Source organism: Xanthomonas hortorum (genome assembly GCF_040279205.1).
GTDB classification, from domain to species: Bacteria; Pseudomonadota; Gammaproteobacteria; order Xanthomonadales; family Xanthomonadaceae; genus Xanthomonas; species Xanthomonas hortorum_F.
Window position 1 is genome coordinate 99,779 of the sequence record NZ_JBEOLS010000002.1, and the last position, 25,725, is coordinate 125,503.

23 protein-coding genes are annotated in these 25,725 nt (G+C 63.6%); 16 read left to right on the forward strand and 7 right to left on the reverse strand.

Going from position 1 to position 25,725, the window contains the following annotated elements; translation table 11 throughout:
• Positions 1-5 precede the first annotated feature (5 nt).
• Positions 6-911 (reverse strand): segregation and condensation protein A, encoded by a 906-nt coding sequence (locus ABS769_RS01385; RefSeq protein WP_317060989.1) that lies wholly within the window; start codon positions 909-911, stop codon positions 6-8.
• 368 nt (positions 912-1,279) lie between these two features.
• Here ABS769_RS01385 and ABS769_RS01390 point away from each other — a divergent pair, with 368 nt between their 5' ends.
• The 10 genes from ABS769_RS01390 to ABS769_RS01435 all read left to right on the forward strand — a co-directional run bounded on the left by ABS769_RS01390 (position 1,280) and on the right by ABS769_RS01435 (position 15,336).
• Positions 1,280-1,579 carry a YciI family protein gene (locus ABS769_RS01390; protein ID WP_176339860.1) on the forward strand — a complete coding sequence of 100 codons (300 nt, stop codon included), beginning with the start codon at positions 1,280-1,282 and terminating at the stop codon, positions 1,577-1,579.
• Positions 1,576-1,845 carry a BolA family protein gene (locus ABS769_RS01395; RefSeq protein WP_317060988.1) on the forward strand — a complete coding sequence of 90 codons (270 nt, stop codon included), beginning with the start codon at positions 1,576-1,578 and terminating at the stop codon, positions 1,843-1,845. Before ABS769_RS01390 ends, ABS769_RS01395 begins: the two co-directional genes overlap by 4 nt.
• A gap of 354 nt (positions 1,846-2,199) precedes the next feature.
• The gene (locus tag ABS769_RS01400) at positions 2,200-3,222 is read left to right on the forward strand and encodes a LacI family DNA-binding transcriptional regulator (protein WP_317060987.1); all 1,023 of its coding nucleotides are present in this window, start codon (positions 2,200-2,202) and stop codon (positions 3,220-3,222) included.
• A 152-nt stretch (positions 3,223-3,374) separates the two neighbouring features.
• Complete coding sequence (locus ABS769_RS01405; RefSeq protein ID WP_317060986.1) at positions 3,375-6,362, forward strand: TonB-dependent receptor; 2,988 nt, start codon at positions 3,375-3,377, stop codon at positions 6,360-6,362.
• Between the two features lie 101 nt (positions 6,363-6,463).
• A complete protein-coding gene (locus ABS769_RS01410) occupies positions 6,464-8,101 on the forward strand; it encodes a glucoamylase family protein (protein WP_317060985.1) in 1,638 nt (545 codons plus the stop codon).
• Positions 8,102-8,104: 3 nt separating this feature from the next.
• Positions 8,105-9,487, forward strand: a complete 1,383-nt coding sequence (locus ABS769_RS01415; protein WP_317060984.1) for a sugar ABC transporter substrate-binding protein — start codon at positions 8,105-8,107, stop codon at positions 9,485-9,487.
• Positions 9,484-10,368, forward strand: coding sequence for a carbohydrate ABC transporter permease (locus ABS769_RS01420; RefSeq protein WP_006451816.1), 885 nt, complete (start codon positions 9,484-9,486; stop codon positions 10,366-10,368). The genes ABS769_RS01415 and ABS769_RS01420 overlap by 4 nt, the downstream gene beginning before the upstream one ends.
• Positions 10,365-11,201: a carbohydrate ABC transporter permease gene (locus tag ABS769_RS01425; protein ID WP_317060983.1), complete on the forward strand. Its 837-nt coding sequence runs from the start codon at positions 10,365-10,367 to the stop codon at positions 11,199-11,201. The genes ABS769_RS01420 and ABS769_RS01425 overlap by 4 nt, the downstream gene beginning before the upstream one ends.
• Positions 11,202-11,227: 26 nt before the next feature.
• A complete protein-coding gene (locus ABS769_RS01430) occupies positions 11,228-14,365 on the forward strand; it encodes a discoidin domain-containing protein (RefSeq protein ID WP_317060982.1) in 3,138 nt (1,045 codons plus the stop codon).
• Between the two features lie 125 nt (positions 14,366-14,490).
• Positions 14,491-15,336, forward strand: coding sequence for an endonuclease/exonuclease/phosphatase family protein (locus ABS769_RS01435; protein WP_317061032.1), 846 nt, complete (start codon positions 14,491-14,493; stop codon positions 15,334-15,336).
• A gap of 153 nt (positions 15,337-15,489) precedes the next feature.
• Here ABS769_RS01435 and ABS769_RS01440 read toward each other — a convergent pair whose 3' ends face one another.
• The 6 genes from ABS769_RS01440 to ykgO all read right to left on the reverse strand — a co-directional run bounded on the left by ABS769_RS01440 (position 15,490) and on the right by ykgO (position 20,055).
• Positions 15,490-16,722, reverse strand: a complete 1,233-nt coding sequence (locus ABS769_RS01440) for a TraB/GumN family protein (RefSeq protein ID WP_430544143.1) — start codon at positions 16,720-16,722, stop codon at positions 15,490-15,492.
• A complete protein-coding gene (locus ABS769_RS01445; protein WP_317060980.1) occupies positions 16,715-17,242 on the reverse strand; it encodes a GNAT family N-acetyltransferase in 528 nt (175 codons plus the stop codon). Before ABS769_RS01445 ends, ABS769_RS01440 begins: the two co-directional genes overlap by 8 nt.
• A gap of 4 nt (positions 17,243-17,246) precedes the next feature.
• Positions 17,247-18,131, reverse strand: coding sequence for a carbon-nitrogen hydrolase (locus tag ABS769_RS01450; RefSeq protein WP_317060979.1), 885 nt, complete (start codon positions 18,129-18,131; stop codon positions 17,247-17,249).
• 77 nt (positions 18,132-18,208) lie between these two features.
• Complete coding sequence (locus ABS769_RS01455; RefSeq protein ID WP_317060978.1) at positions 18,209-19,243, reverse strand: agmatine deiminase family protein; 1,035 nt, start codon at positions 19,241-19,243, stop codon at positions 18,209-18,211.
• A 91-nt stretch (positions 19,244-19,334) separates the two neighbouring features.
• The gene (locus ABS769_RS01460) at positions 19,335-19,670 is read right to left on the reverse strand and encodes a hypothetical protein (protein ID WP_104550831.1); all 336 of its coding nucleotides are present in this window, start codon (positions 19,668-19,670) and stop codon (positions 19,335-19,337) included.
• 259 nt (positions 19,671-19,929) lie between these two features.
• Entirely contained in the window at positions 19,930-20,055 is a 126-nt protein-coding gene (gene ykgO / locus ABS769_RS01465) for a type B 50S ribosomal protein L36 (RefSeq protein ID WP_005913193.1), read from the reverse strand.
• 172 nt (positions 20,056-20,227) lie between these two features.
• On the opposite strand from ykgO, the gene cmk reads away from it, so the two are divergent.
• The 6 genes from cmk (at position 20,228) to ABS769_RS01495 (ending at position 25,717) form a co-directional block, all read left to right on the forward strand.
• A complete protein-coding gene (gene cmk / locus ABS769_RS01470) occupies positions 20,228-20,911 on the forward strand; it encodes a (d)CMP kinase (RefSeq protein ID WP_317060977.1) in 684 nt (227 codons plus the stop codon).
• 184 nt (positions 20,912-21,095) lie between these two features.
• Positions 21,096-22,784, forward strand: coding sequence for a 30S ribosomal protein S1 (rpsA, locus tag ABS769_RS01475; protein ID WP_023904145.1), 1,689 nt, complete (start codon positions 21,096-21,098; stop codon positions 22,782-22,784).
• An 89-nt stretch (positions 22,785-22,873) separates the two neighbouring features.
• Positions 22,874-23,185, forward strand: coding sequence for an integration host factor subunit beta (locus ABS769_RS01480; RefSeq protein WP_006451179.1), 312 nt, complete (start codon positions 22,874-22,876; stop codon positions 23,183-23,185).
• A 67-nt stretch (positions 23,186-23,252) separates the two neighbouring features.
• Complete coding sequence (locus ABS769_RS01485; RefSeq protein WP_104550834.1) at positions 23,253-23,558, forward strand: lipopolysaccharide assembly protein LapA domain-containing protein; 306 nt, start codon at positions 23,253-23,255, stop codon at positions 23,556-23,558.
• 6 nt (positions 23,559-23,564) lie between these two features.
• Positions 23,565-24,743, forward strand: coding sequence for a lipopolysaccharide assembly protein LapB (gene lapB, locus ABS769_RS01490; protein ID WP_006451181.1), 1,179 nt, complete (start codon positions 23,565-23,567; stop codon positions 24,741-24,743).
• Positions 24,743-25,717, forward strand: a complete 975-nt coding sequence (locus ABS769_RS01495) for an MraY family glycosyltransferase (protein WP_317060976.1) — start codon at positions 24,743-24,745, stop codon at positions 25,715-25,717. The genes lapB and ABS769_RS01495 overlap by 1 nt, the downstream gene beginning before the upstream one ends.
• The last annotated feature ends 8 nt before the right edge of the window (positions 25,718-25,725 follow it).

Consider the following 25,725-nt stretch of genomic DNA (forward strand, 5'->3'; position numbering starts at 1 on the left):
CGGCTTCAGATAGGTTCGTTGGCGGCATCGCTGTCGTCGAATTCGCTGGAGAATTGCAACGGCGCATTGGTATTGCCCAACGCCAGCGACTTCACGTAGATCGGCGCCAGCGGCGCTTCCTGCACGATGTCCAGCAACTGCTCCTTGGCCAATTCGAGCAGCGCCAAAAAGGTGACCAGCACGCCGAGCTTGCCTTCTTCGGCAGTGAACAGCGATTCGAAACGGTAAAACTTGCCATTGTCCAGACGGCTCAGCACATCGCCCATGCGCTGGCGCACACTCAGCGCCTCGCGCTTGATCGCATGGCCGGTGAACAGTTCGGCGCGCTTGAGCACGTCGTACAGCGCCATCAGCATTTCTTTCAGTTCCACCGGCGGCGGCAGCTTGACCGCGGCGCGCTCGGGCAGATGCGCCTGCACCGGCGCACTGTCGCGGCCCATGCGGGGCAGGGTGTCCAGATCCTCGGCCGCCTGTTTGAAGCGTTCGTATTCCTGCAACCGGCGTACCAACTCGGCACGCGGATCGTTTTCTTCGCCTTCCTGGCTGGGCGGGCGCGGTAACAGCATGCGCGATTTGATCTCGGCCAGGATCGCGGCCATCACCAGATATTCGGCCGCCAGTTCGAAGCGCAGCTCCTGCATCACATTGATGTAGTCCACGTACTGCCGGGTGATCTCGGCAACGGGAATATCCAGAATGTCCAGATTCTGGCGGCGGATCAGATACAGCAGCAGATCCAGCGGGCCTTCGAAGGCATCCAGGATGACTTCCAGCGCGTCCGGCGGAATATACAGATCCTGCGGGATCTGCAGCACCGGTTGCCCATGCACCACCGCCAGCGGCATTTCCTGCTGCTGTGGCGGCGCGCTTGTGGCTGGCGGATTCGCGTCGTGCGCGAGTTCGGAATTCATCAGGTCGACATCGGGTGTTACGGTCGCCGGCCGCGGTCTGAGCCGCGCCTGCAGGGCTTTGCCTTGAGTAATTACAATCTAATGTCGCGCCTGTGCCGGCACGATCCCACAAATCCACATACGCCAATCCACATGAAAGCAGGCGCCACGTGGCATGCGGCGACGGAACAGCGAGGAGGTCGTCTACACGGGCCGGTGGTAGACAGCGAATCGGTCGTCGAGTGAGGCGTGGGGCCTGGGCCGACGGGCCGCTGCGTCCGGTTGCGTGTGCAGTGGTGCCAAGGGTAATGCGTGCGCGGGGGCGGTGTCCAGCGCTGACACGGCTAGAATCTCCGGCAGTGATCTTCAAGTCTTTGGCGAGGTGGCGTGTGTGGTACGTAATCGAAGGGTATGACCAGGCCGACGCACTGGCCGCGCGGCAGCAGGCGCGACCGGCGCATCTGGCACGTTTGCAGGCGCTTGCGGCGTCCGGCCGCTTGCTGGTGGCGGGCCCATGCCCGGCCATCGATGCCGAGGATCCGGGTCCGGCCGGTTTCAGCGGCAGCGTGGTCATCGCCGAATTCGAATCGCTGGAACAGGCCCGCGCCTGGGCCGATGCCGATCCGTATGTGGCGGCGGGCGTGTATGTGCGCACCGAGGTCCGCCCGTTCCGGCGGGTGCTGCCATGAGCCGGGTCGAGCGGATCCGCACCGCATTGCAGATGGCCCTGGCGCCGAGCGAGCTGGAGGTGGTGGACGACAGCCATCGCCACGCCGGGCATGCCGGTGCGCGCGATGGGCGCGGGCATTTCAATGTGCGCGTGGTCAGTGCCGCGTTCGTTGGAAAGGCGCCTCTGGCGCGCCACCGCGCCGTGTATGCCGCAGTCGGCGAGATGATGCAGACCGATATCCATGCCTTGTCGATCGAGGCGTTTGCGCCTAGTGAGGCCGGGTAGGCGAAGCAGGAGGTGAGCGCTCTGCGCACTCGCTTGATCGCCGTCGTAGGAGCGCACCTGGGCGCAACAGGGGTTATCGGTAAGGCCCGTCGTGCCCAGGTGCGCTCCTACGGGGTCGACTGTCCTCCGACATGGCGGACAAACTGCCCCAACCGTGATCCACGTTGTGGTTCGCTTGTGGACACGACAGTGCGGGATTGTTGCGACGCAGCACAATCTTTCACCTATTCATCACCTGCAGCTATTTGATCTGTAAGCGTTTTCATTGATGTGAAGATGGGGGTTTACGCCCTCATATGAAAACGCTTACAGTCCGCGCCAGTTTTGGGAACTCGGTCGCGGAGGGCGACACGAATGGCCAATGGTGCGGTCACCATCAAAGATGTCGCTCGGGAAGCACAGGTCTCCGTCGCAACGGTGTCGCGTGCGCTCAATGGGCACGAAAACGTCGCCGGGCCGGTGCGCCAGTTGGTGCAGGAAGTGGCCGCACGGTTGCGCTACAGCCCGCATGCGGCGGCGCGCAGCCTCAGCAGCCGACGCACCCAGACCCTGGGCGTGGTGCTGCCGGATCTGTACGGCGAATTCTTTTCCGAACTGATCCGCGGCATCGATGGTGCGGCGCGCGCCGCTGGCCAGCACCTGCTGGTGTCCAGCTATCACGGCGACCCGGAAGCGCAGGGCAGGGCGTTGCAGTCCATGCGCGGACGCGTGGACGGCTTGCTGGTGCTGTCTCCCTACGCCGAGCAGCCGGGTTTTCTCACCGACAACCTGCCGCAGGCGCTGCCGACGGTGTTGATCAACGCGCATCTTCCCGGCGCCGATTACCCGGTGCTGAGCATCGACGACCATGCCGGCGCCATGGCGATGACCGAGCATCTACTGCGCGCCGGCCATCGGCGCATCGCCTTCATCGGCGGGCCGGCGCTCAATTTCGATGCGCGCGAACGCCTGCGCGGGTTCCGCGATGCGATCGCCGCGCATGGCGATCAAGCACAGGGTCTGGAATATCCGGGCGATTTCGACGAGGCCTCCGGTCACCGCGCCGGGCTGGCGATGCTGGCCGACGGCACGTTGCCGGATGCGGTGTTCGCCGCCAACGACATGACCGCGCTGGGCTGCCTGTACGCGTTTGCGCAGGCCGATGTCTCGGTGCCTGGCGATGTGGCTCTGGCGGGCTTCGACGATATTCCGCTGGCCCGTTTCGTCCATCCGGCACTGACCACGATGCGGGTCAGCATCGCGCACCTGGGCGGGCAGGCGATGACCCGGCTGATGCGGCTGGTCGACCAGACCGGCGACGACGACGGCATCCGCCAGTTGCTGACGCCAGAGCTGGTGATCCGCGCCTCCTGCGGTGCCGGCGAGCCTGGCCTCTGACTCCATTCGCTGCTGATCCATTCGGCCCTGATCTTTGTCTGGCCACTGACCTCTTCGCGGACGTTCTGTCCGCTCCCGCTGCCCCCGCAGCGGTCGTTCCTGCAAGACCGCAACGCCACAACAACACTCTGTACCGATCCCTGGAGGGACCAATGCGCCACCACAACCCCTATTCCGCCAGTCCGGCGCGCAAGCTGCTCAGCTGCGCCCTGGCCAGTTGCCTGCTGCTGGGCGCCGCACCGGCCTTCGCGCAGAGTGCTGCCGCGACCATCCGCGGCCAGGTCACAGTCGACTCCGCACCTGCTACCCAGGCACAGGTCACCGCCACCAACCTGGCCACCGGTCTGACCCGCAGCGTGCAGGTCAGCAACGGCGGCTATTCGCTCGGCGGCCTGCCGCCGGGTTCGTACCGCCTGGACGTCACCGCCAACGGCCAGACCACCTCGCAGAACGTCACCGTGCAGGTCGGCCAGACCGCCACGCTGAACCTGGGCGTCGGCGGCGAACCCGCCACGGCCGACGGTGGTAACGCCACCACGCTGGATGCGGTGCAGGTGAAGGCCCCGCCAGTCTTGGTGGAAACCCGCACCTCCGAGAACGCCACGTATATCTCCAACGTGCAGATCCAGAACCTGCCGCGTGCCACGCGCAACTTCCTGGAACTGGCCGACACCGTGCCGAACGTGCAGTTCACCCGCGATGCCAACGGCACCACCAAGGTCCGTTCGGGCGCCACCTCGGCCGAAGGCACCAACGTCTACATCGACGGCGTGAGCCAGAAGAACTACGTGCTGACCGGCGGCGTCAGCGGCCAGGATTCCAGCCGCGGCAACCCGTTCCCGCAGTCGGCGATCGGCGAGTACAAGGTCATCACTTCGAACTACAAGGCCGAGTTCGACCAGGTCAGCGGCGCGGCCATCGTGGCCTCGTCCAAGTCCGGTACCAACGATTTCCATGGCAGCTTCTTCTGGGACACCAGCAACGACGGCTGGCGCGAAGAGAGCCCGCTGGAAAAGCGTGCCGGCGTGCGCGACGACTTCGAAGAGACCCAGTACGGCGCGACCTTCAGCGGCCCGATCCTCAAGGACAAGGCGCATTTCTTCATCGCCTATGAGGCCAAGGAATACACCACCCCGAATGTGGTGATCCCCGGCTCGATCTATTCCGACCGCATCGACCAGCTGCCCGCGCAGCTGCAGCCGCTGGTGGCCACCTACAGCACCCCGTTCAAGGAAGACCTGTACTTCGCCAAGATCGACTGGACCATCGGCGACAACAACCTGTTCGAGCTGAGCGGCAAGTACCGCAAGGAAGACGAGCTCAACGACGTCGGCGGCACCTCGACCCTCGAGCACGGCAGCATCAACGGCCAGGAAGAAAAGCGCGCCAACCTGCGTTGGCAATACAGCGGTGCCAACTTCCTCAACGAAGCCAACCTCAGCTACGAAAGCGCGTTCTGGAACCAGGCGCCGATCAACAACGGCACCGGCTATGTGCTGAGTTATGCGCCAGTGCGCGGCATCGAGGACGAAGTGCTGTCCGCCGGCGCCGGCAGCAGCTTCCAGCGCAAGGGCCAGAAGGGCTGGACCTTCCAGGACGACCTGACCCTCAACAGCCTGGAATGGCACGGCGCGCACACCGTCAAGATGGGCGTGAAGTTCAAGAGCATCGATCTGGATTCCACCCAGTTCAATCCGGCCAACCCGCAGTACTACTACAACATCCTCGGCGATCTCGAAACGCCGTACCGGGTGCGCTTCGGTGCGCCGCTGGTCGAAGGTGGCGGTTCGGTGGTGTCCAAGAACAAGCAGTACGGCATCTACCTGCAGGACGACTGGGAGGTCAACGAGCACTGGACCCTGAACCTGGGCGTGCGCTATGACTACGAAGAAACCCCGGCGTTCCTGGACTTCGTGACCCCGTCCGACGTCGCCGGTGCGCTGCAGAACTGGCCCAACCTGCAGAACGCCAACTACGACATCAACAACTTCATCAGCACCGGCAACAACCGCAAGGCGTTCAAGAACGCCTGGCAGCCGCGCCTGGGTGCTTCCTATGACCTGTTCGGCGATCAGGCCCACGTGATCTACGGTGGTGCCGGCCGTGCCTACGACCGCAACATCTTCGACTATCTGGCGCTCGAGCAGCTCAACAACTCGTTCAAGTCCTACAGCTATTACTTCACCAACCCCAACAACCAGAATAGCCAAGCCTGCCTGGGCGACCCGTGCGTGGCCTGGAATCCGGCCTACAACACCCAGGAAGGTCTCGATGCACTGGCGGCGACCAGCAGTGGCGGCGGCGGTCGCGAGGTCTACCTGATCGACAACAACATCAAGACCCCGTACTCGGATCAATTCAGCATCGGCATGCGCAACATGGTGCCGCTGTGGGGCCAGGACTGGTTCACCGACGTGACCCTGAGCCGCATCGAAAGCCATGACGGCTTCGCGTTCGTGCGCGGCAACCGTCTGCCGGACGGGTCGTTCTTCCAGCCGGGTACCACCTCCGGCTCGCCGACCGACGGCCCGGATGGCTACAGCGCCATCGTGCTGGGGACCAACGGCGTTGAAACCCGCAACAACCAGCTCGCCCTGCAGGTCGAGAAGCCGTTCGACGAGGAGTCCGGCTGGGGCCTGACGGTGGCCTACACCTATTCCGATGCCAAGGAGAACCGCCAGTTTGGCGAGCATTACGCCCTGGATCGCGAACGCATCGAGGACTACGGCTGGCGCGAGGCCGGCGGCATTCCGAAGAATCGCCTGGTGGTCACCGGCATCTACGAGCTGCCGTACGAGATCAAGCTGTCCGGCAAGCTGTCGCTGGCCAGCCAGACCGCGCGTTATGGGCAGAACTGCCTGGCCGGCAACGACCAGTGCTACATCGTGCAGTTCAAGCCGGACGGCACGTTGGGCTACAAGGAGTTCAGCATCGCCGCCAATAAAGAGTGGGATACCGGCGCAGGTGTCAAATTCAACGTGCGTGCGGATATCCTCAACGTGTTCAATTGGGTGAACTACGCCAACTTTAACGGCGAGACCGGGACACTCGGAGACTTGAACACGGCTTACGGCACCCCGACCGGTGTGCTGGCGTCGCCGATGCGTACCTTCCGTCTGGCCTTCGGCCTGAACTGGTGAGGTACTCGACCGCCCCGGCAGTTGCCGGGGCGGTCGAACTCGGCGCTTGGATAGGGTAGGTTGGCGTGCGAGATGTAATCGATTACACACGTGGGGGGCGGATGAACAGGGGCAGGACTTCGTATTGGTTGACGATTCCACTATTGCTGGGTGCGCTGGTGCTGGCGTCCTGCAAGCAGGCCGAGGAACCCAAAGTGGCCGAAAAGAAGGCGCCGGTGAAAGTCATCCTGGTGGAAGCGCAGCTGCCACCCAAGCCGGTCAAACCCGCGCTGCCGCCGCTGTTCTCGGACATCGAGCGCCGCACTTTCCAGTTTTTCTGGGACACCACCAACGAACTCAATGGGCTGTCGCCGGACCGGTTTCCGTCACGTCCGTTCGCCAGCATCGCCTCGGTGGGGTTCGCGCTGACCGCGTACCCGATCGGCATCGAGAACGGCTGGGTCAGTCGCAATCAGGCGATCGACCGCACCCTGACCACACTCAAATTCTTCCGCGATGCGCCAATGGGGCCGCAGCGGACCGGTAGGGCCGGTTACAAGGGCTTCTACTACCATTTCCTGGACATGCAGCAGGGCAACCGTTACGACAGCTGGGTCGAGCTGTCGAGCGTGGACACCGCGCTGCTGATGATGGGCGTGTTGTTCACCCAGTCGTATTACGACGGCGAGGACCCGCGCGAGAAAGAGATCCGCCAGATCGCCGACACGCTGTACAAGCGCGTCGATTGGCGCTGGCTGCAGCAGCGTGCACCGCTGATCTCGATGGGCTGGTTCCCCGAGAGCGGCTTCATCGACCACGACTGGATGGGCTACAACGAAGCGATGATGCTGTACATCCTCGCGCTCGGCTCGCCCACCCACGGTGTCGATGCCGAGGCATGGACCAGCTGGACCCGCACCTACAACAACGACTGGGGCGTCTACCAGGGTCAGGAATATCTGTCCTTCGGCCCGCTGTTCGGTCACCAATACAGCCATGTCTGGATCGACTTCCGCGATATCCAGGACCAGTACATGCGCGAGCGCGGCATCGACTACTTCCTCAACAGCCGCCGCGCCACGCTGGCCCAGCGCGACTACGCCATCGACAATCCGATGAAGTGGAAGGACTACGGCGAGAACGTCTGGGGCCTGACCGCCGGCGACGGCCCGCAGAACACCAGCCAGGAATACCGTGGCGAGCAGCGTCAGTTCCGCCATTACTCCTCGCGCGGCGCCGGCCTGCGCGAGAACTTCGACGACGGCACCATCGTGCCATCGGCGGCGATCTCCTCGATCGTGTTCGCGCCCGAGGTGGTGATTCCGGCGGCCGAAGAAATGCACAAGCGCTACGGCGACTTCCTGTATTCCAGCTACGGCTTTCTGGATTCGTTCAACCCCAGCTTCAACTACGACATCCCGCTCAAGACCGGGCGCATGGTGCCGGACCGCGGCTGGGTGGCCAGCGACTACATCGCCATCGACCAGGGCCCGATCCTGGCAATGATCGCCAACTACCAGAACGAATTCGTCTGGACGGTGATGAAGAAGAACCCCTACATCCGCGCCGGTCTGGAACGTGCCGGCTTCACCGGCGGTTGGCTCACCCCCGAAGGCGAGCCGCAGCCGTTGCCCAAGAAGGACGAGCAGGCAGCCGCTGCCCGCTCGCTGGGTATGGCCGAGTCGCGCGCCGCCGCCGCCCAGGCCCAGCAGGACCCATCGCAGCGGCAAAACTCCACGCAACGCCCCAAACCCGAGTAATCCGTGCGCCTTTTGAAATTGTTGATACTGGCCGCCGCCCTGTGTGCAGGTGCGGCGGGATGCGACCGCGCCGACCCGGCCAAGACCACCGTGCGCTTCTGGGCCATGGGCAAGGAGGCCGAGGTGGTCGCCGAGTTGGTGACCGAGTTCGAGAAGCAGAACCCGGACATCCGGGTGGATGTGCAGAACATTCCGATGACGGCGGCGCACGAAAAACTGCTCACCGCCTTCGCTGCGGATGGCTTGCCGGACGTGTGCCAGCTCGGCAACACCTGGCTGCCGGAGTTCGCCTTGCTCGACACGCTGGAACCGATGCAGCCGTACGTGGCGCGCTCCAAGATCGTCGACCCGCAGGATTACTTCCCGGGCGTGTGGGACACCAATCTGGTCGACGGCACCTTGTATGGGGTGCCGTGGTATGTGGACACGCGGCTGCTGTTCTATCGCAAGGATCTGCTGCGCGAAGCCGGCTATGACGAGATGCCCAAGACCTGGGCCGGGATGGAACAGGTGATGGCGGCGATCAAGCGCAAGGTCGGCCCCGACCGCTACGCCATCCTGATGCCGCTCAACGAATTCGAGCAGCAGCTCTCGTTCGCGCTGCAACAGGACGACCGCCTGCTGCGCGACCACGACAACTACGGCAACTTCCGTGGCGAAGGCTTCCGCAAGGCGCTGGGCTTCTACGACAACATGTATCAAAAAGGCTGGGCGCCGAAGGTCTCCGAGACCCAGGTCTCCAATGTCTGGTACGAATTCTTCAACGGCTATTACGCGTTTTATCTGTCCGGCCCGTGGAACGTGCGCGAGTTCAAGTTGCGCCAGCCGCCGGGCATGGAAGGCAAGTGGGGCACCGCGCCGTTGCCGGGTCCGAACGGTTTGGGTGCCGGCATTGCCGGCGGTTCCAGCCTGGTGATCTTCAAGTCGTCCCAGCACAAGGACGCCAGCTGGAAGCTGATCGAATACTTGTCGCAGCCGCAGGTGCAGGCGCGCTTCCACGCCATCATCGGCGACCTGCCGCCGCGTCGCAGCACCTGGAAGTTGCCCTCGCTGGCCAACGACGAACTGGCGCATGCCTTCGGCGACCAGCTGGAGCGGGTCAAGGCCACGCCCAAGGTGCTGGAGTGGGAGCGCATCGTGCAGGAAATGCGCCTGGTGACCGAGCGCGTGGTGCGTGGCGGCCAATCGCACGAGGCCGCCGTGCAGGAACTGGATAAACGCGTGGACGAGATTCTGGCCAAGCGCCGCTGGATCTTCGAACAGGAGGGCGGGCATGTCGGTCCGGCAGGTGAATCGGCCCAACCTGCCGCTGCCCCGGTCGCAGCGCCCGTCGTGACGCCGGCCGCCGCGCCAGCTGCAGCAGCGGACAAGGAGGCAGCACGATGATGAAGCGCAATTCCGTCGCCGGCTGGGTGTTTGCCGCGCCCTCGATCCTGGTGCTGGGCATGTTCTTCGGCGTGCCGGTGTTCGCCGCGCTGGTGCTCAGCGTCACCGACTTCGACCTGTACGCGCTGGCCGACAGCAGCCATCTGCGCTTCGTCGGCCTGGGCAATTACATCGAACTGCTGCAGACGCCGCTGTTCTGGAAATCGTTGTGGAACACCACGTATTTCGTGCTGCTGGGCGTGCCGATGTCGATCGGCGTGTCGCTGGGCGCGGCCTTGTTGCTCAACGCCAAGGCCTCGCGCTTCAAGGCGGTGTTCCGCACCGCGTTGTTCGCCCCGGTGGTGACCACGCTGGTGGCGGTGGCGGTGATCTGGCGCTACCTGTTCCACATCAAGTACGGCCTGGTGAACTTCGGTCTGAGCCATCTGGGTATCGCCCCGATCGACTGGCTGGGCGACCCGCGCTGGGCGATGCCGACCATCATGCTGTTCGCGGTGTGGAAGAACTTCGGCTACAACATGGTGATCTTCCTGGCCGGGCTGCAGGCGATTCCGCAGGACCTGTATGAAGCCGCGCGCATCGATGGCGCCTCGCGCTGGAAGCAGTTCCTGCACATCACCTTGCCGATGCTCGGCCCGGTGCTGATGGTGGTCGGGGTGATCACCATCTCCGGCTACTTCCAGCTGTTTGCCGAGCCCTATGTGATGACCCGCGGCGACCCACTGCAAAGCACCGTGAGCGTGCTGTATTTCATGTTCGAGGAAGGCTTCAAGTGGTGGAACCTCGGCCGCGCGTCGGCGGTGGCGTTCCTGTTGTTCCTGATCATCCTGGCGGTGACCACCGTGATGCTGCGCTTTGGCCGCAAGAGGGATTTGATATGAGTCGTGATGTCGGCCAATCGCGCTGGAATGGCTTGCTGATCAACGGTGGCCTGCTGCTGCTGGCGCTGGTCAGCCTGGCGCCGCTGCTGTGGATGCTGTCGGTGTCGTTCATGCCCACCGGCGAGGCCAGCCGCTTTCCGCCGCCGATGCTGCCCTCGGCGTTCACCACCGCCAACTACCACGAGCTGTTCGCGCGCACCGGCATGGCGCGCAACTTCGCCAACAGCCTGATGGTGTCCGGGCTGATCACGCTCGGCTCGTTGCTGATCAACACCATGGCCGGTTATGCGTTCGCCAAGCTGCAGTTCGTCGGCCGCGAGCGCATCTTCAAGATCCTGATGGCCGCGCTGGTGATCCCGGCGCAGGTGGCGATGCTGCCATTGTTCCTGCTGATGAAGCAGTTGCATCTGGTCAACAACATCGGCGGGGTGGTGGTGCCGGCGTTGGCGACGGTGTTCGGCATCTTTCTGGTGCGCCAGTACGCGCGCAGCATTCCCGATGAGCTGATCGAAGCGGCGCGCATCGATGGCGCCAGCGAGATGCGCATCTTCTTCCAGATCGTGCTGCCGATGCTCAAGCCGGTGCTGGTCACCTTGACCATCTTCACCTTCATGGGCTCGTGGAACGATTTCATGTGGCCGCTGATCGTGCTGACCGACCAAGAGCAATACACCTTGCCGGTGGCGCTGGCGGCGCTGTCGCGCGAGCACATCATGGACGTGGAATTGATGATGGCCGGCGCGGTGGTGACGGTGATTCCGGTGCTGCTATTGTTCGTCGCGCTGCAGCGTTACTACATCCAAGGTCTTCTGCTGGGGAGTGTGAAGGGGTGAAGCGAGTGTTCCTGCGACTGTTTGCCATGGCCGCTGTCGTCACGTCTGCGGGCGCGGCGCAGGCGCAGGAGCGCGTGCTCGACGGTTTCAACGACATCGGCGCCTGGCGCCTGGTGGTGTCCAATCAGGTCAGCGGCTCGCTGCGCCCGGTGGCCACCACATCTGGCGGGCATGCGCTGTGCCTGGACTACAACTTCAACGGCGTGTCCGGCTATGTCGGCATCCGTCGCAACCTGCCGATCGAGTATCCGGACAACTACCGCCTTGGCTTTGCGCTGCGCGGCGAATCGCCCTCCAACGATCTGCAGGTCAAGCTGATCGATGCCAGCGGCGACAACGTGTGGTGGGTCAACCGGCCGGGTTTCAATTTTCCGAAGAGCTGGACCACCTTCGCCTACCGCAAGCGGAATATCGAAAAAGCCTGGGGCCCTGGCCAGGACAAGCAGCTGCGCAGCAGTGCGGATGTGGAATTCACCATCTACAACAAGGTCGGCGGCAAGGGCTCGGTGTGCTTCGACCGCCTGACGCTGACCCCGCTGCCGCCAGAAGACACCTCGCCGTTGAAGGCCGAGGCCATCACCGACACCGCTCCCGCACTGGAGCAACGCCTGGCCGACGGCAAGCCCGAGACCTTCTGGCTGAGCGGTGCGGTCAAGCAACAGACCGTGACGCTGGATCTGGGCAAGGTGCGCGAATTCGGCGGCGCAGTGGTGCAGTGGGTGCCGGGCCTGCAGGCCTCGCAATACGTGGTGCGCGCCTCCAGCGACGGGCGTGGCTGGCGCGATCTGCGCACCGTCACCGCCGGTGCCGGCGGCACCGATTGGCTGGCACTGCCGGACACCGAGGCGCGCTATTTGCGTTTCGATCTCAAGGATGGCCCCAACTGGCGTTACGGCATCAAGGAAGTGCAGTTGCAGCCGTTGGCCTTCGCCGCAACACCCAATGACTTCATCAAGTCGCTGGCCGCACAGATGCCGCGTGGCAGCTATCCGCGTGGCTTTTCCGGCGAGCAGCCGTACTGGACCATCCTGGGGTTGGATGGCGGCACCGAGCAGGGCCTGATCGGCGAAGACGGCGCGGTGGAAGTGGGCAAGGGCGGTTTCAGCATCGAACCGTTCGTGGTCACCGGCGGCAAGCTGCTGCATTGGTCCGACGTCAGCAGCGAGCAGAGCCTGCAGGACGATTACCTGCCGATTCCCAGCGTCGACTGGCACCATGACCTGATGAATCTGCGAGTGACTGCCTTCGTGCAGGGCACACCGGATCAGGCGCAGCTGGTCGCACGCTACCAACTGCACAACACCGGCAAGGAAGCGCGCGACTTCACCCTGGCATTGGCGGTGCGTCCGTTCCAGGTCAACCCGCCGGCGCAGTTCCTCAACACCCTGGGCGGCGTCAGCCGGATCGAGCAACTGGCCGTGGACGGCGCGCAGGTCAGCGTCAACGGCAAGCCGCGCGTATTCGCCGCGCAGCGTCCGGATGCCGGCTTTGCCAGCGCTTTCGACAGCGGCATGGACGTCAGCCATCTCACCGCTGCCACACCGCCGACGATCACCCAGGTCAAGGACGAGACCGGTCTGGCCTCGGGTGTGTTGTTGTATCGCTGGAAGCTGGAGCCTGGCCAACGGCGCGAAGTGGCGTTGGTGATTCCGCAAACCGGCACCGCGCAGTTGCCGGCCGACTTCGATGCCGACAAGGCGCAACAGCAGGTTGCCCAGCAGTGGCGCAGCAAGCTCGATCGCGTACGCATCAGCGTCCCGGCCGAAGGCAAGCCGGTGGTCGATACCTTGCGCACCGCGCTGGCGCATATGTTGATCTCGCGTATCGGCCCGCGTCTGCAGCCGGGGACGCGTTCGTACTCGCGTAGCTGGATCCGCGATGGCGCAATGATTTCCGAAGGCCTGTTGCGGCTCGGCCGCGAAGACGTGGTGCGCGAGTACGTCGACTGGTTCGCGCCGTATCAGTTCGACAACGGCATGGTGCCGTGCTGCGTGGACGACCGCGGCAGCGACCCGGTGCCGGAGAACGACAGCCATGGCGAGCTGATCTTCAACATCGCCGAGTACTACCGCTATACCGGCGACAAGGCGTTCCTGGAAAAGATGTGGCCGCACGTCACCGGCGCCTACGACTACATGGAAACGCTGCGCGCCAGCGAGCGCACCGAAGACAACTTCATGCGCAATCCGGCCTTCTACGGAATGATGCCGGTGTCGATCAGTCACGAGGGCTATTCGGCCAAGCCGGTGCATTCGTACTGGGACAACTTCTGGGCGCTGCGCGGCTACAAGGATGCGGTGATGCTGGCCGGCGCGCTCGACAAGCCGGATGACGTCGCCCGCTTCAGCACCGCACGCGACGAATTCAGTGGCGACCTGATCGCCTCGCTGGGTGCGGCGGTGCGCCAGCACAATCTCGATTTCCTGCCTGGCTCGGCCGAGCTCGGCGACTTCGATGCGACCTCGACCACCATCGCGCTGGCACCGGGTGGCGAGCAGCAACGCCTGCCGCAGGATCTGCTGACCAATACCTTCGGGCGCTATTGGAAGGAGTTCTCCGACCGCCGCGACAGCAAGCGCGAATGGAAAGACTACACGCCGTACGAATGGCGCAACGTGGCCGCGTTCGTGCGCCTGGGCTGGCGCGACCGCGCCTGGGACGCCACCGCGTTCTTCTTCAAGGACCGCGCGCCGCAACCGTGGAATCAATGGGCCGAAGTGGTCTCGCGCACGCCACGCACGCCGTTTTTCGTCGGCGACCTGCCGCATGCCTGGGTCGCCTCGGACTTCGTGCGCTCGGTGCTGGACATGTTCGCCTACGGGCGCGAATCCGATGCCAGCCTGGTGATTGCGGCCGGCACGCCCACGCGCTGGTTCGAAGGCAAGGGAATCGGGATTGCCGAACTGCGCACGCCGTACGGGCGCCTCAACTACACCCTGCAGCGCACCGACAAGCAGCTGGTGCTGCAACTGCAGCCCGGCTTGATCCTGCCGCCGGGCGGGGTGGTGTTGCCGTGGCCGTACCAGGGCACGCCGGGCAAGGCCAGCATCAACGGCGAATCGGCCGAATGGCAGAACGGTGAACTGCGCATCCAGCAACTGCCGGCCAATGTGCAGATCGATGTGCCCAGCGCGGTGCGGCGCGCCGAGCGCGCTACGCAATGAATGACGCACGTCGGCCTACCCGGGCAGCGCCGGCGCGGCGACGTGCCGGATGGCCGGTCGCGTTGGCTGCGCTGCTGTGCTCTGTTGCTGTCTATGCCACGCAGGCCACCCATGCCGTGCAGGCCATGCAACCCGCACAGTTGGACAAGACCGATCACGTAGCACGCGCATCCCGGGCGGTGCAGTCTCCGGGCGCGGTGCAGCGCGAAATGACCCTGGTCACGCTCAACCTGCATCACGACCGCGAAGACTGGCCGGCACGTCGCGCCTACATCGCCAAACAGCTCAAGCAACTGGCGCCGGATGTGATTGCGCTGCAGGAAGTGATCGAACGCCGCGGCAGCGTGGAAAATCAGGCTGCCTGGCTGGCACGCAAGCTCGGGTACGAGTACGCCTTCGCCTCGGTCGATCCGGTCGGCGCGCCCAAGCGCTACGGCAATGCGTTATTGAGCCGGCGCAACGTGCTGGCCATGCATCAGCGCCTGCTGCAGCCCTTGGACGATTACCGCGTCGCCGCGCATTTGCAGGTCGATGTCGACGGCCAACCGATCAACGTCTACGTCACCCATCTCAACGAACGCGCCGATGCACGCGGCACCGCCACGCGCACGCGGCAGGTGGCCGACCTGCTGGACTTCATTGCCTCCAACAGCGACCAAGCACCTGTCGTGATCGCCGGCGATTTCAATACCGCTGCCGATGCCCTCGATCTGGAAGCGCTACGCAAAGGCTACGGCGACAGCTACGGCAGCGTGCATCGCAACAGCGACGCCACGGTCAGCACCTTGAACCTGCACGTGTTCGACAAGCCGGCGCGGATCGACCACGTGTTCTTCCAGCAGAACCGCCTGCTGGCCCGCGAAGCACGCATTCTGTTCGACGCGCCGTACGCCGAAGGTCGCTGGGCCTCGGATCACTACGGCGTGTGGGTGCGCTTGCAGCTAGCGCCAGGCGCGCCTGCCGCCCCGTAACCTGGCGCTTGCTCCAGCTCTCGTAGGAGCGCCCTTGGGCGCGATGAGGCTTTACCGGTAAAACCCCATCGCGCCCAGGGGCGCTCCTACGAAAGGCAACGGATGTTTCGCGGATCGCGGCGCAACGCATCGCCGCCGCCGCCGCCGCCGCAATCAACCATGCAGACGATTGAAGATCTGCACACCCGCCAGCCACACCCCGGCCATGCTGCCAAAGTTGGTCAGCAAAAACGTCAGCACCACGCGCGAGACGCGATTGCGGTACCACCCGCGCAAGGTCTGCGCATCGTCACGCAGCGTCAGGAAATCGCCGTAGGCCGGCTTGCGCATATGCACCTCGACCAACGCAGCGAACGCACCGGTCGGTACGCTCAGTCGGAACGGCTTGAACGGTGCGACCACCGCAGCGGTCAAAATGCTCAACGGATGACTGCCGGCCAGCAGACAACCCAACGCCGCCATACCGCCGGTGTACATCGCCCATTGCAACAACAAATCGGCGCCCATGCTCAGGCCGCCGCGCCAGAAACCGATCCCGATGCCAACGATGATGACCGCCAGCACGCCCAGCGTGATCCATGGAACGCGCTTGCGCTGTTGCACGTACTCAAGCGACTCGCGCAGCGGGCCGGGCGCATCGGTGTCCTGTTCCAGATGTCGCGCAAGCCCGGCCAGATGTCCCGCGCCGACCACCGCCAGCACCTCGTGCTGACCGGCGTTGGCTTCCTCGCGCAGACGCGCAGCCATGTATTGATCGCGCTCGGCAATCACGGTCTCGTACAACTCCGGGCTTTCGCTGGCAAAATCGCCGAAGCTCGCTTCCAGCATGTCGCCTTGCTTGAGCTTTTCGATTTCCTCTTCGCCCACCTCATCGGCGGCGAACAGGCCGCTCAGCAAGCCGCCGGCCAGCTTCATCTTGCCGAAGAATCCCAGCCGCCCGGAGGCGCGCTTGAAGGTCAGGCCGACCTCGCGATCGATCAGATGCACCGGCAAGCCTTGTGTGCGCGCCAGGTTCACCGCTTCCTTCAATTCCGCACCTGGCTCGATGCCGAGCTGCTTGGCCAGGCGGCGCTGGTAAGCCGCCAGTGCCAGGTTCGCTGCGAACAAGGCCACGCGGCCTTTGCGGATCACCTGCACCAGGTCCAGGCGGGCGAGGGCGTCCGGGTCGCTGAGCGCCTGCAGGCGCTGTGCATCCAGTTCCACCGCCACCGCGTCGTAGCGCCCGCTGCCGATCGCCCGCTGCACCGCAGCCACGCTGGCCAGCGAGACATGCGCAGTGCCGAGCAAGGTGTAGCGCACGCCGTCGCGCTCGACGATGCGATGCGGCTGGCCGGACAGCGCATCGTCCAGAACGTGGGTGGTTTGCTCAGTCATGGGGTCATTCATCAGAAGGAGGGGCGGTGTCACCGGGGCCGAGCGGGCGTTGCATCTGCAAACCGTCCAGCCAGCGGCCATGCTTGCGGCCGATTCCGGTGAACACTCCGACCGTGCGAAAACCAAAACGTTCATGCAGCCGTCGCGATGCCTGATTCTCGGCATCGCCGATCACTGCAATCATCTGTCGATAGCCGCGTTGTTCACAGCGTGCGATCAGCTCGCCCAACAAGGCCTTGCCGATGCCACGTCCTTGCATGTCGCCGGCAAGGTAGATCGAATTCTCCACGGTCCAGCGATACCCCGCACGTGCGCGGTACGCGCCAGCATAGGCATAACCGACCACTGCAGCATCGCGTTCGGCGACCAGATACGGATACCCCGCATCCACGGTGGCGCGCACCCGCGTGCGCATCTCGTCGCTCGACGGCGCGCTGTATTCGTAGCTGTTGACCCCGGCGACCTGCTCCGCATAGATCGCGGTGATCGCCGGGATGTCCGCCTCGCGGACCTCGCGTACCTCCACAGGCATGCGGTCAGTCGATGTAGCGCTTGAGCAGATCGCCATACGCATCGATGCGGCGATCGCGCAGGAACGGCCAGATGCGCCGCACATGCTCGCTGCGCTGCAGATCGACATCGCACACCAGCACCGTCGGATCCTGTCCCGCCTCGGCGATGAACTCGCCCTGCGGCCCCAGCACATGGCTGTTGCCCCAGAACTGGATGCCCGAGGCGCCCATCGGCGAAGGCTCATGCCCCACGCGGTTGCACGACAGCACCGGTACCCCGTTGGCTACCGCATGGCCACGATGGCTCAGGATCCACGCATCGCGCTGACGCTCTTGTTCGGGTTGCTCATCGTCCGGATCCCAGCCGATCGCGGTGGGGTAGAGCAGCAGTTCCGCACCGGCCAGCGCCATCAGGCGCGCAGCCTCGGGGTACCACTGATCCCAGCACACCAGCACGCCGAGACGACCCACCGAAGTATCGATCGGAGCGAAACCCAGATCGCCCGGCGTGAAGTAGAACTTCTCGTAAAAACCCGGGTCGTCGGGGATATGCATCTTGCGGTACTTGCCGAGCAGGCGGCCGTCCTTTTCGAACACCACTGCCGTGTTGTGATACAGCCCGGCAGCGCGGCGCTCGAACAACGAGGCCACCAGCACCACGCCATGTTGCTTGGCCAATGCACCCAGGCGCTCGGTGCTGGGGCCGGGAATCGGCTCGGCCAGATCGAATTCGTCCACCGACTCGTGCTGGCAGAAGTACGCGCCGTTATGCAGTTCCTGCAGCAGCACCAGCTTGGCGCCCTGCGCAGCGGCTTCGGCCACGCGCGACTCAATGATGGCCAGATTGGCCTCGGCGTCGCCGTGGTTGCGCTCCTGGATCAGCGCGACGGGAAGGAGATGACGGGTCATGGCAGCATCCAACTAGGTGGCGCACAGGGTAGCGCGCCATGGCGTAACACCGGCCTGCCGGCCGGAACAGGAATGACTCAGGCGGCCAACAGACCGGCGGGCAGTTGCATGGTCAAACAGTGCAGGCTGCCGTTCTGCCAGATCAGCGCCCGACACGGCACTGGCACGATTTCATGCTGCGGGAATGCTTCGGCCAGCACTGCCTGCGCAGTTGCATCGGCCTTGTCGCCATAGGCGGGCATCAGCACCGCACCGTTGACGATGAGGAAATTGGCATACGAGGCCGCAAGACGACGGCCGTGGTCGAGAATCGGCTCGGCCCACGGCAACACGAACAGGCGATACGGCTGCCCATCGGCCTTGCGCAGTGCAGCCAGTTCGGCGCCCATCGCCTGCAGTTCGGTGTAATGTGAATCGGTGGCTACATCGCAGCCCTGGTAGACGATCGCATCCGGGCCGGCGAAGCGCGCCAGCGTATCGATATGCGCGTCGGTATCGTCGCCTTCCAGATAGCCGTGATCCAGCCACAGCACGCGGTCCTGCGACAGCCATGCGGCAAGATCGCTGCTCAACGATTCGCGCGTGCGCTGCGGGTGCCGCTCATGCAGGCACTTCCAGGTGGTCAGCAAGGTGCCCGCACCGTCGGTCTCGATCGCACCGCCTTCCAGTGCAAAGTCCACGGTTTGCACCTGCGATGCCACGAACACCTGCGCGGCATCCAGCGAGGTCACCAACTGATCGTCCAGGCTGGCCTCGAACTTGCCGCCCCAGCCGGTGAAGCGGAAATCCATCAGCCGGAAACCGCCATCCTGGCGCAACGTGATCGGGCCCGAATCACGCAGCCAGGTGTCGTTGTAGGCCGCAATCACAAAGCGCACCCGTGCCATGTCCACCCGCGCCGAGCGCAGCCGCGCTTCGGCATAAATCTGCAGATCGTCATCGGCCACGCAGACGATCACCGGCTCGAAACGGGAAATCGCCGTCACCAGCGCGATATAGGTCTCTTCCACCTCGGCCAGACGCTCGGCCCAATCGGTGCCCGCATGCGGCCACGCGATCAACACGGCGGATTGAGGTTCCCACTCGGCAGGAAAGCGAACGCTGTCGGTCATACCTGAAAATTACCTATCGATACCCAAGCGAGCCCAGGCTGTTAATTCAATCCCCGCACATGGATGTGCGGGCTCTTGCGAGGGACTCGCATCAAAGCGGCTTGGGCCCGATCTCGTTCGCATCGGCCTGATTGGCCACCACGTCGATCACCCGGCTCTTTTCGAAATACACGGTAAAAGCCGGATACACCCAGCGATGGATGGTCGGCCACTGACGCTTCTGACCACCGCGCGGATCCAGCTTTTCCTGCGGCGCGCCGTAACGGCCTTCGACCTGGCTCATGCTGTCGCCACGCAAGGGCAGGGCGGCGGCGGGCTTTTGCTTTGCACGATCGACCAACAGTGTGTCGGCCGAGGCAACGGCACTGATCCCCATCAGCGCGATTGCCAGCATGATCGGCGGCATCACAAACAAACGGTTGCGCATGTCATCTACTCCCCAGTGGACAAGACTTCGAATGGTGATTACAGCAAAAAACCAGGTCAGGCGTTGGTGCCATTGCTGGCCCCGATGACGACGCGCAAGTTCCGGCACGCTGCGCCGGGGCGTCCTCGACCGCCGCACCCAGGCGCATCACGGTGTCCGTCAAGACGATGCCCGTGCAGTCTCCATCGGCCAGGAAACATCGGCCAAGAAAAAACCGCCCGAAGGCGGCTTTCTCGGGTCTTGCACGCGCAGCAAAGGCTTAGCGCTGACGCGCCTTGAAACGCGGGTTCGACTTGCAGATCACGAACACCTTGCCACGGCGGCGGACCACCTTGCAGTCGCGGTGACGGGTCTTCGCAGACTTCAGGGAGGACAGGACTTTCATGGCACACCTCGGCGTAAACGGTTGGATTCGATGGAAGAGTGCCCGCTATCGAGGGTGCACCCGGAATTAAGCCGGCAATTCTAACCGGCTTTTCGTCGTGCTTTCAAGTGGTTGCATCCGAATCGCTGCGAGCGGCGCTACACTGGCGCCTTATCACCTTCCGGAAACCTGAATGACCGACCTTTCGCCCGTCCTCACCATCGACGGACCCTCCGGTGCCGGCAAAGGAACCGTGAGCCGGATCGTGGCCTCCCGGCTGGGCTGGCACTACCTCGATTCGGGCGCACTGTACCGCGCCGTCGGTGTTGCAGCGAGCTGGGCCGATCTGGACGTGTCCGACCCGGCGGCGCTGGTGCGTTGCACCTTCGACACCAAGGTCGAATTCGATGACGCAGGCGAGGCGGGGCTGCGGGTGCTGGTCAACGGCGTGGACGCCACCAGCGAGTTGCGCCTGGAAACGACCGGTGCGCTGGCCTCTGCAATTGCGGCCATTCCCGAGGTGCGCAGTGCCCTGAAAGAGCGTCAGCGCGCATTCAGGCGAGCGCCCGGCCTGGTTGCCGATGGGCGCGACATGGGCACGGTGATCTTCCCGGATGCCGCATTCAAGGTCTTTCTGACCGCCAGTGCCGAGGAACGTGCAGGCCGTCGCCATAAACAGTTGATGGAAAAGGGTGTTTCGGTTATCTTTGACGACCTGCTGCGCGAGATCATGGCTCGCGATGCGCGTGATGCGCAGCGGGTGGTGGCGCCATTACGGCCGGCCGAAGACGCCGTGCTGATCGATACCAGCGGGATGGGAATCGAAGATGTCGTCCAGCGTGTGATCGGGTTGTTAGCCGCTCGCACGTCGTCGTAAGCGTTCCGCAAGCGGGCACGTCCCGCCGACCGTAAGGCGTTCCAAGGCTCTGCCGCACATCCCGTGTGGCGGTTCTATGACTACTTAACCGACTCGCTGTCCGGAGTCGACCAACAGGCTGGGCGGCTCGTATCTGTCGCAATCCGACGATCAACGCCCGTGTGTTCAACTGAGTAAAATTCAAATGACAGAATCTTTTGCTGAACTGTTCGAAGCCAGTCAAGCCAATCTGGCGAAGCTGAAGCCGGGCTCGATCGTCACCGGTACCGTCGTGGAAGTGCGCGGCGACGTGGTGGTGATCAACGCTGGCTTGAAGTCCGAAGGCATCGTGCCGATCGAGCAGTTCCGTAATGACGCTGGCGAGATCGATGTCGGCGTAGGCGACCAGGTCAAGGTTGCCCTCGATTCCATCGAGAACGGCTTCGGTGAGACCGTGCTGTCGCGCGAGAAGGCCAAGCGCGCAATGGTGTGGGACGAGCTGGAAGAGGCGTTGGAAAAGAACGAAACCATCACCGGTCGCATCAGCGGCAAGGTCAAGGGTGGTTTCACCGTGGACATCAAGGATGTCCGCGCGTTCCTGCCTGGTTCGCTGGTGGATGTGCGCCCGGTGCGCGACCCGGCCTACCTGGAAGGCAAGGAACTCGAGTTCAAGCTGATCAAGCTGGACCGCAAGCGCAACAACGTGGTGGTGTCGCGTCGTGCAGTGGTCGAGAGCGAGCACTCGGAAGAGCGCGAGCAGCTGATGGACAAGCTGCAGGAAGGCGCGATCCTGAAGGGTGTCGTCAAGAACCTGACCGATTACGGCGCATTCGTGGACCTGGGCGGTATCGACGGCCTGCTGCACATCACCGACATGGCCTGGAAGCGCGTGCGCCATCCGTCCGAAGTCGTCAATGTCGGCGACGAGCTCGACGTGCGCGTGCTGAAGTTCGATCGCGAGCGTAACCGCGTCAGCCTCGGCCTGAAGCAGCTGGGCGAAGATCCGTGGGACAACATCGCACGTCGTTACCCGGCCAACAGCCGCGTGTTCGGCAAGGTCTCCAACGTCACCGATTACGGCGCATTCGTCGAGATCGAGCCGGGCGTCGAAGGTCTGGTGCACGTCTCCGAGATGGATTGGACCAACAAGAACGTCAACCCGTCCAAGGTTGTGCAGGTTGGTGACGAAGTCGAAGTGATGGTGCTGGATGTCGACGAGGAGCGTCGCCGCATCTCGCTGGGCATGAAGCAGGTTGCCGCCAATCCGTGGGAAACCTTCGCTGCCACCCACAAGAAGAACGACAAGGTGTCCGGTCAGATCAAGTCGATCACCGACTTCGGCATCTTCATCGGTCTGGACGGCGGCATCGACGGCCTGGTCCACCTGTCCGACATCAGCTGGAACACCACCGGCGAAGATGTCGTGCGCAACTACAAGAAGGGCGACACGCTGGAAGCCGTTGTGCTGGCAGTCGATCCGGAACGTGAGCGCATCAGCCTGGGCGTCAAGCAGCTGGAGCAGGATCCGTTCGGCCAGTACATGGCGTCCAACCCGAAGGGTTCGAAGGTCGAAGGCGTGGTACGTGAAGTGGATGCCAAGGGCGCCACGATCGACCTGGCCGACGGCATCGAAGGCTATGTCGCTGCACGCGACATCGCCAACGAGCGCGTCGACGACGCGACCCAGCACCTGAAGGTCGGCGACAAGATCGAAGCCAAGTTCGTGGGCATGGACCGTAAGGGCCGCACCCTGCAGTTGTCGATCAAGGCCAAGGACGATGCCGAAATGCGCGAAACGATGGAGGAATATCAGTCCTCCTCCGCAGCGTCGGGCGGCATGACTCAGCTGGGCGCGCTGCTGCGTGCACAGTTGAACAGCAACAAGTCCGAGTAAGCGCGTAGCGCTCGCAAGAGCGTGATGGATCGGCCCGGGCTTGCCCCGGGCCGATTCCGATGTGTCAGTCGAAAAAAGCAAGTCTTCCCATGACCAAGTCCGAATTGATTGAAATCCTGGCGCAACGCCAAGCGCATCTGAAGTCGGACGACGTGGATCTGGCAGTCAAATCGCTGCTGGAAATGATGGGGCAAGCGCTCTCCGATGGTGATCGGATCGAAATCCGCGGGTTCGGCAGTTTTTCGCTGCATTACCGTCCGCCACGTCTGGGGCGTAATCCCAAGACCGGCGAATCGGTTGCGCTGCCGGGCAAGCATGTTCCGCACTTCAAGCCGGGCAAGGAATTACGTGAGCGTGTCAGCTCCGTGGTGCCTGTCGATCTGGCCGATACGGCAGATTGAAGATCGTTCTACCGCTGTGTTTATGTCGGCTCGGTTAAGCTAGGCCCCTTCCCGACGGAGTCTGTCCATGAAGGTGTTTCGCTTGCTGGTGATGTTGGCCTTCCTGCTGGCCGGTCTGATCATCGGTGCGGTCAATTCCCAGGATGTCACTCTCGATTTCCTGTTCTCAAGTGTGCGCACGACCTCCGGGGTCGCGATCATCGTCGCGCTGCTGGTCGGTGTATTGATCGGTGCCGGCATGGTGCTGGTCAGTGTGGTCATTCCCCTCTATTCCAGATTGCGCCAGGCCAACAAGGCTGTTGCGGTCAGTCGCGTCGACGCCGGGCCCGTTGCGCCTGCCGCAGTCCAGACGCGCCCCATCGATGGACTGTAAGTACGTATGGAATTTCTGACCGAGTGGATCTGGTTCTTCCTGTTTGTGCCGCTGGCAGCACTGGGCGGGTGGATCGTCGGCCGTCGTGGCGGGCAGCGCCACGGTGATACGCAGGTCAGTCGTCTTTCCAGTACCTATTTTCGCGGTCTGAACTATCTGCTCAACGAGCAGCCGGACAAGGCGATCGAGCTGTTTCTGCACATCGCCGAACTGGACAAGGAAACCTTCGAAACGCAGGTCGCGCTGGGGCATCTGTTCCGCCGTCGTGGTGAAGTCGATCGTGCGATTCGTTTGCATCAGGGGCTGGTGCAGCGCGCCGACCTGACTGATCAGCAGCGTGTGCAGGCCTTGCTGGCGCTGGGCGAGGACTACATGAAGTCCGGTCTGCTGGATCGCGCCGAAACAGTCTTTACCGAGTTGGCGCAGCTGGATCAACGCGCGCCACAGGCGTTGCGGCACCTGATTGGCATCTATCAGGCCGAGCGCGATTGGGAAAAAGCGATCGACAACGCCACTCGCTACGAAGAAGTCACCGGCGAGCCGATGGGCAAGCTGATTTCCCAATTCGAGTGCGAACTGGCCGATCGCTATCGCGGTTCGAGCAAGACCGACGAGGCGCTGCAGGCCGTCGCCCGCGCCTATCAGGCCGACGGCACGTCCGTGCGTGCGGGCATTCTGGAAGGCCGCATCGAAGCCGAGCGCGGTCATGACGAAGCGGCGGTACGCGCATTCGAACGAGCGGCGCGGCATGACCCGGAATACCTGCCGGAAATCATTCCTGCATTGATGGCGGCCTATCGCCGGGTCGGCGACATTGCTGGCGCGCGCAACTTCCTGTCGGAGATGACCGAGCACTATCGCGGCATCGCACCGGTATTGGCGCTGACCCAGTTGATGGAAGCGCAGGATGGCGTGGCGCCTGCGTTGGCGTACCTGGGCCGTCAGCTCAAGGATCGGCCGTCGGTACGTGGCGAATCGGCGTTGATCGATCTCACCCTGGCCGAAGGCAGCGACCCGGTTGGCACGCTGCAGGATCTCAAGCACATCACCGACCAGCTGCTGGTACGTAATCCAAGTTACCGCTGCACGCGTTGCGGCTTCGGCGCCAAGACGCATCACTGGCAATGCCCGAGCTGCAAGGAATGGGGCACGGTCAAACCGCTGTTGAATTACGCGGTCGTCTAATGCCGCAGGTCTGGCTGTGGTGCCTGTCGCACCTGGTGGTCGCAGCGCTGGGAACCTGGCTGTTGCGCCGCTATGCCTTGCATCGCCGCCTGCTCGATCAGCCGGGCGAGCGCCGCAGCCATGTGGTCGCGACCCCGCGCGGCGGTGGCATGGCGATCGTGGCGGCAATCCTGCTGGGTTGCATCGCTGCCACGGTGCTCTGGCCAACTGCTCGTCTGGTCATTGGCTGGTTCGCCGTCGGGCTGGTACTGGTGGCGGGTGTGGGTTGGTGGGACGACCATCGTCCGTTGTCGGCCAGGCTGCGTTTTGCGATCCATCTGATGGCATCGGCGTCGCTGGGAGTCTTGGTCAGTCACTCCGCTGGCAATGTCTGGGATGGCGTGCTCAGCGCAGTGGCGTCTGTCGTGTTGATCAACGTCTGGAATTTCATGGACGGCATCAACGGTCTGGCTTCCAGCCAGGCGGCCTTGGCGGCGTTGGCATTTGCGTTTGTCCTACCCGGCGCATGGGCGTGGGCGGGTCTTGCAGTTGCGGCGTCCTGCCTGGGGTTCTTGCCGTTCAATTTTCCGCGCGCACGCATTTTTCTGGGCGATGGCGGCAGTGGCGCGCTGGGATATGTGTTGGCTGCGTTGCTGGCACTCACTGTAGCGAACGGGCAGGTGAGCTGGTGGATCGGTTGGTTGCCAGTGACAGCGTTTCTTGTAGACGCCGGCTTCACGCTGCTGTCTCGCATGCTCGCCGGGCAACGCTGGTGGGAACCGCATGCCCAGCACGTCTATCAACGCCTTGCACGTAGGCTTGAGACGCACGTTCCGGTAACGGGTGTTTATTTCGCTTTCAGCATCGCTGCGTTCTGCTTGTATGTGTTAATTCGTCATGATCCGGTTTGGATGCAGGTTGCCGATGCACTGAGCTGGGGTGTGGGTGCTACCGCGATCTGGCACTTTCTGCGCGATGGACTGCGCAATTCCTGAGTAATGGA

What these genes read in the sequence shown, in the direction of transcription:
- ABS769_RS01385 (WP_317060989.1), bottom strand. Translation starts at nt 911, where the DNA reads ATGAATTCCGAACTCGCGCACGACGCGAATCCGCCAGCCACAAGCGCG.
- ABS769_RS01395 (WP_317060988.1), top strand. Translation starts at nt 1,576, where the DNA reads ATGAGCCGGGTCGAGCGGATCCGCACCGCATTGCAGATGGCCCTGGCG.
- ABS769_RS01400 (WP_317060987.1), top strand. Translation starts at nt 2,200, where the DNA reads ATGGCCAATGGTGCGGTCACCATCAAAGATGTCGCTCGGGAAGCACAG.
- ABS769_RS01405 (WP_317060986.1), top strand. Translation starts at nt 3,375, where the DNA reads ATGCGCCACCACAACCCCTATTCCGCCAGTCCGGCGCGCAAGCTGCTC.
- ABS769_RS01410 (WP_317060985.1), top strand. Translation starts at nt 6,464, where the DNA reads ATGAACAGGGGCAGGACTTCGTATTGGTTGACGATTCCACTATTGCTG.
- ABS769_RS01420 (WP_006451816.1), top strand. Translation starts at nt 9,484, where the DNA reads ATGATGAAGCGCAATTCCGTCGCCGGCTGGGTGTTTGCCGCGCCCTCG.
- ABS769_RS01425 (WP_317060983.1), top strand. Translation starts at nt 10,365, where the DNA reads ATGAGTCGTGATGTCGGCCAATCGCGCTGGAATGGCTTGCTGATCAAC.
- ABS769_RS01430 (WP_317060982.1), top strand. Translation starts at nt 11,228, where the DNA reads ATGGCCGCTGTCGTCACGTCTGCGGGCGCGGCGCAGGCGCAGGAGCGC.
- ABS769_RS01435 (WP_317061032.1), top strand. Translation starts at nt 14,491, where the DNA reads ATGCAACCCGCACAGTTGGACAAGACCGATCACGTAGCACGCGCATCC.
- ABS769_RS01440 (WP_430544143.1), bottom strand. Translation starts at nt 16,722, where the DNA reads ATGAATGACCCCATGACTGAGCAAACCACCCACGTTCTGGACGATGCG.
- ABS769_RS01445 (WP_317060980.1), bottom strand. Translation starts at nt 17,242, where the DNA reads ATGCCTGTGGAGGTACGCGAGGTCCGCGAGGCGGACATCCCGGCGATC.
- ABS769_RS01450 (WP_317060979.1), bottom strand. Translation starts at nt 18,131, where the DNA reads ATGACCCGTCATCTCCTTCCCGTCGCGCTGATCCAGGAGCGCAACCAC.
- ABS769_RS01455 (WP_317060978.1), bottom strand. Translation starts at nt 19,243, where the DNA reads ATGACCGACAGCGTTCGCTTTCCTGCCGAGTGGGAACCTCAATCCGCC.
- ABS769_RS01460 (WP_104550831.1), bottom strand. Translation starts at nt 19,670, where the DNA reads ATGCGCAACCGTTTGTTTGTGATGCCGCCGATCATGCTGGCAATCGCG.
- ykgO (WP_005913193.1), bottom strand. Translation starts at nt 20,055, where the DNA reads ATGAAAGTCCTGTCCTCCCTGAAGTCTGCGAAGACCCGTCACCGCGAC.
- cmk (WP_317060977.1), top strand. Translation starts at nt 20,228, where the DNA reads ATGACCGACCTTTCGCCCGTCCTCACCATCGACGGACCCTCCGGTGCC.
- rpsA (WP_023904145.1), top strand. Translation starts at nt 21,096, where the DNA reads ATGACAGAATCTTTTGCTGAACTGTTCGAAGCCAGTCAAGCCAATCTG.
- ABS769_RS01480 (WP_006451179.1), top strand. Translation starts at nt 22,874, where the DNA reads ATGACCAAGTCCGAATTGATTGAAATCCTGGCGCAACGCCAAGCGCAT.
- ABS769_RS01485 (WP_104550834.1), top strand. Translation starts at nt 23,253, where the DNA reads ATGAAGGTGTTTCGCTTGCTGGTGATGTTGGCCTTCCTGCTGGCCGGT.
- lapB (WP_006451181.1), top strand. Translation starts at nt 23,565, where the DNA reads ATGGAATTTCTGACCGAGTGGATCTGGTTCTTCCTGTTTGTGCCGCTG.
- ABS769_RS01495 (WP_317060976.1), top strand. Translation starts at nt 24,743, where the DNA reads ATGCCGCAGGTCTGGCTGTGGTGCCTGTCGCACCTGGTGGTCGCAGCG.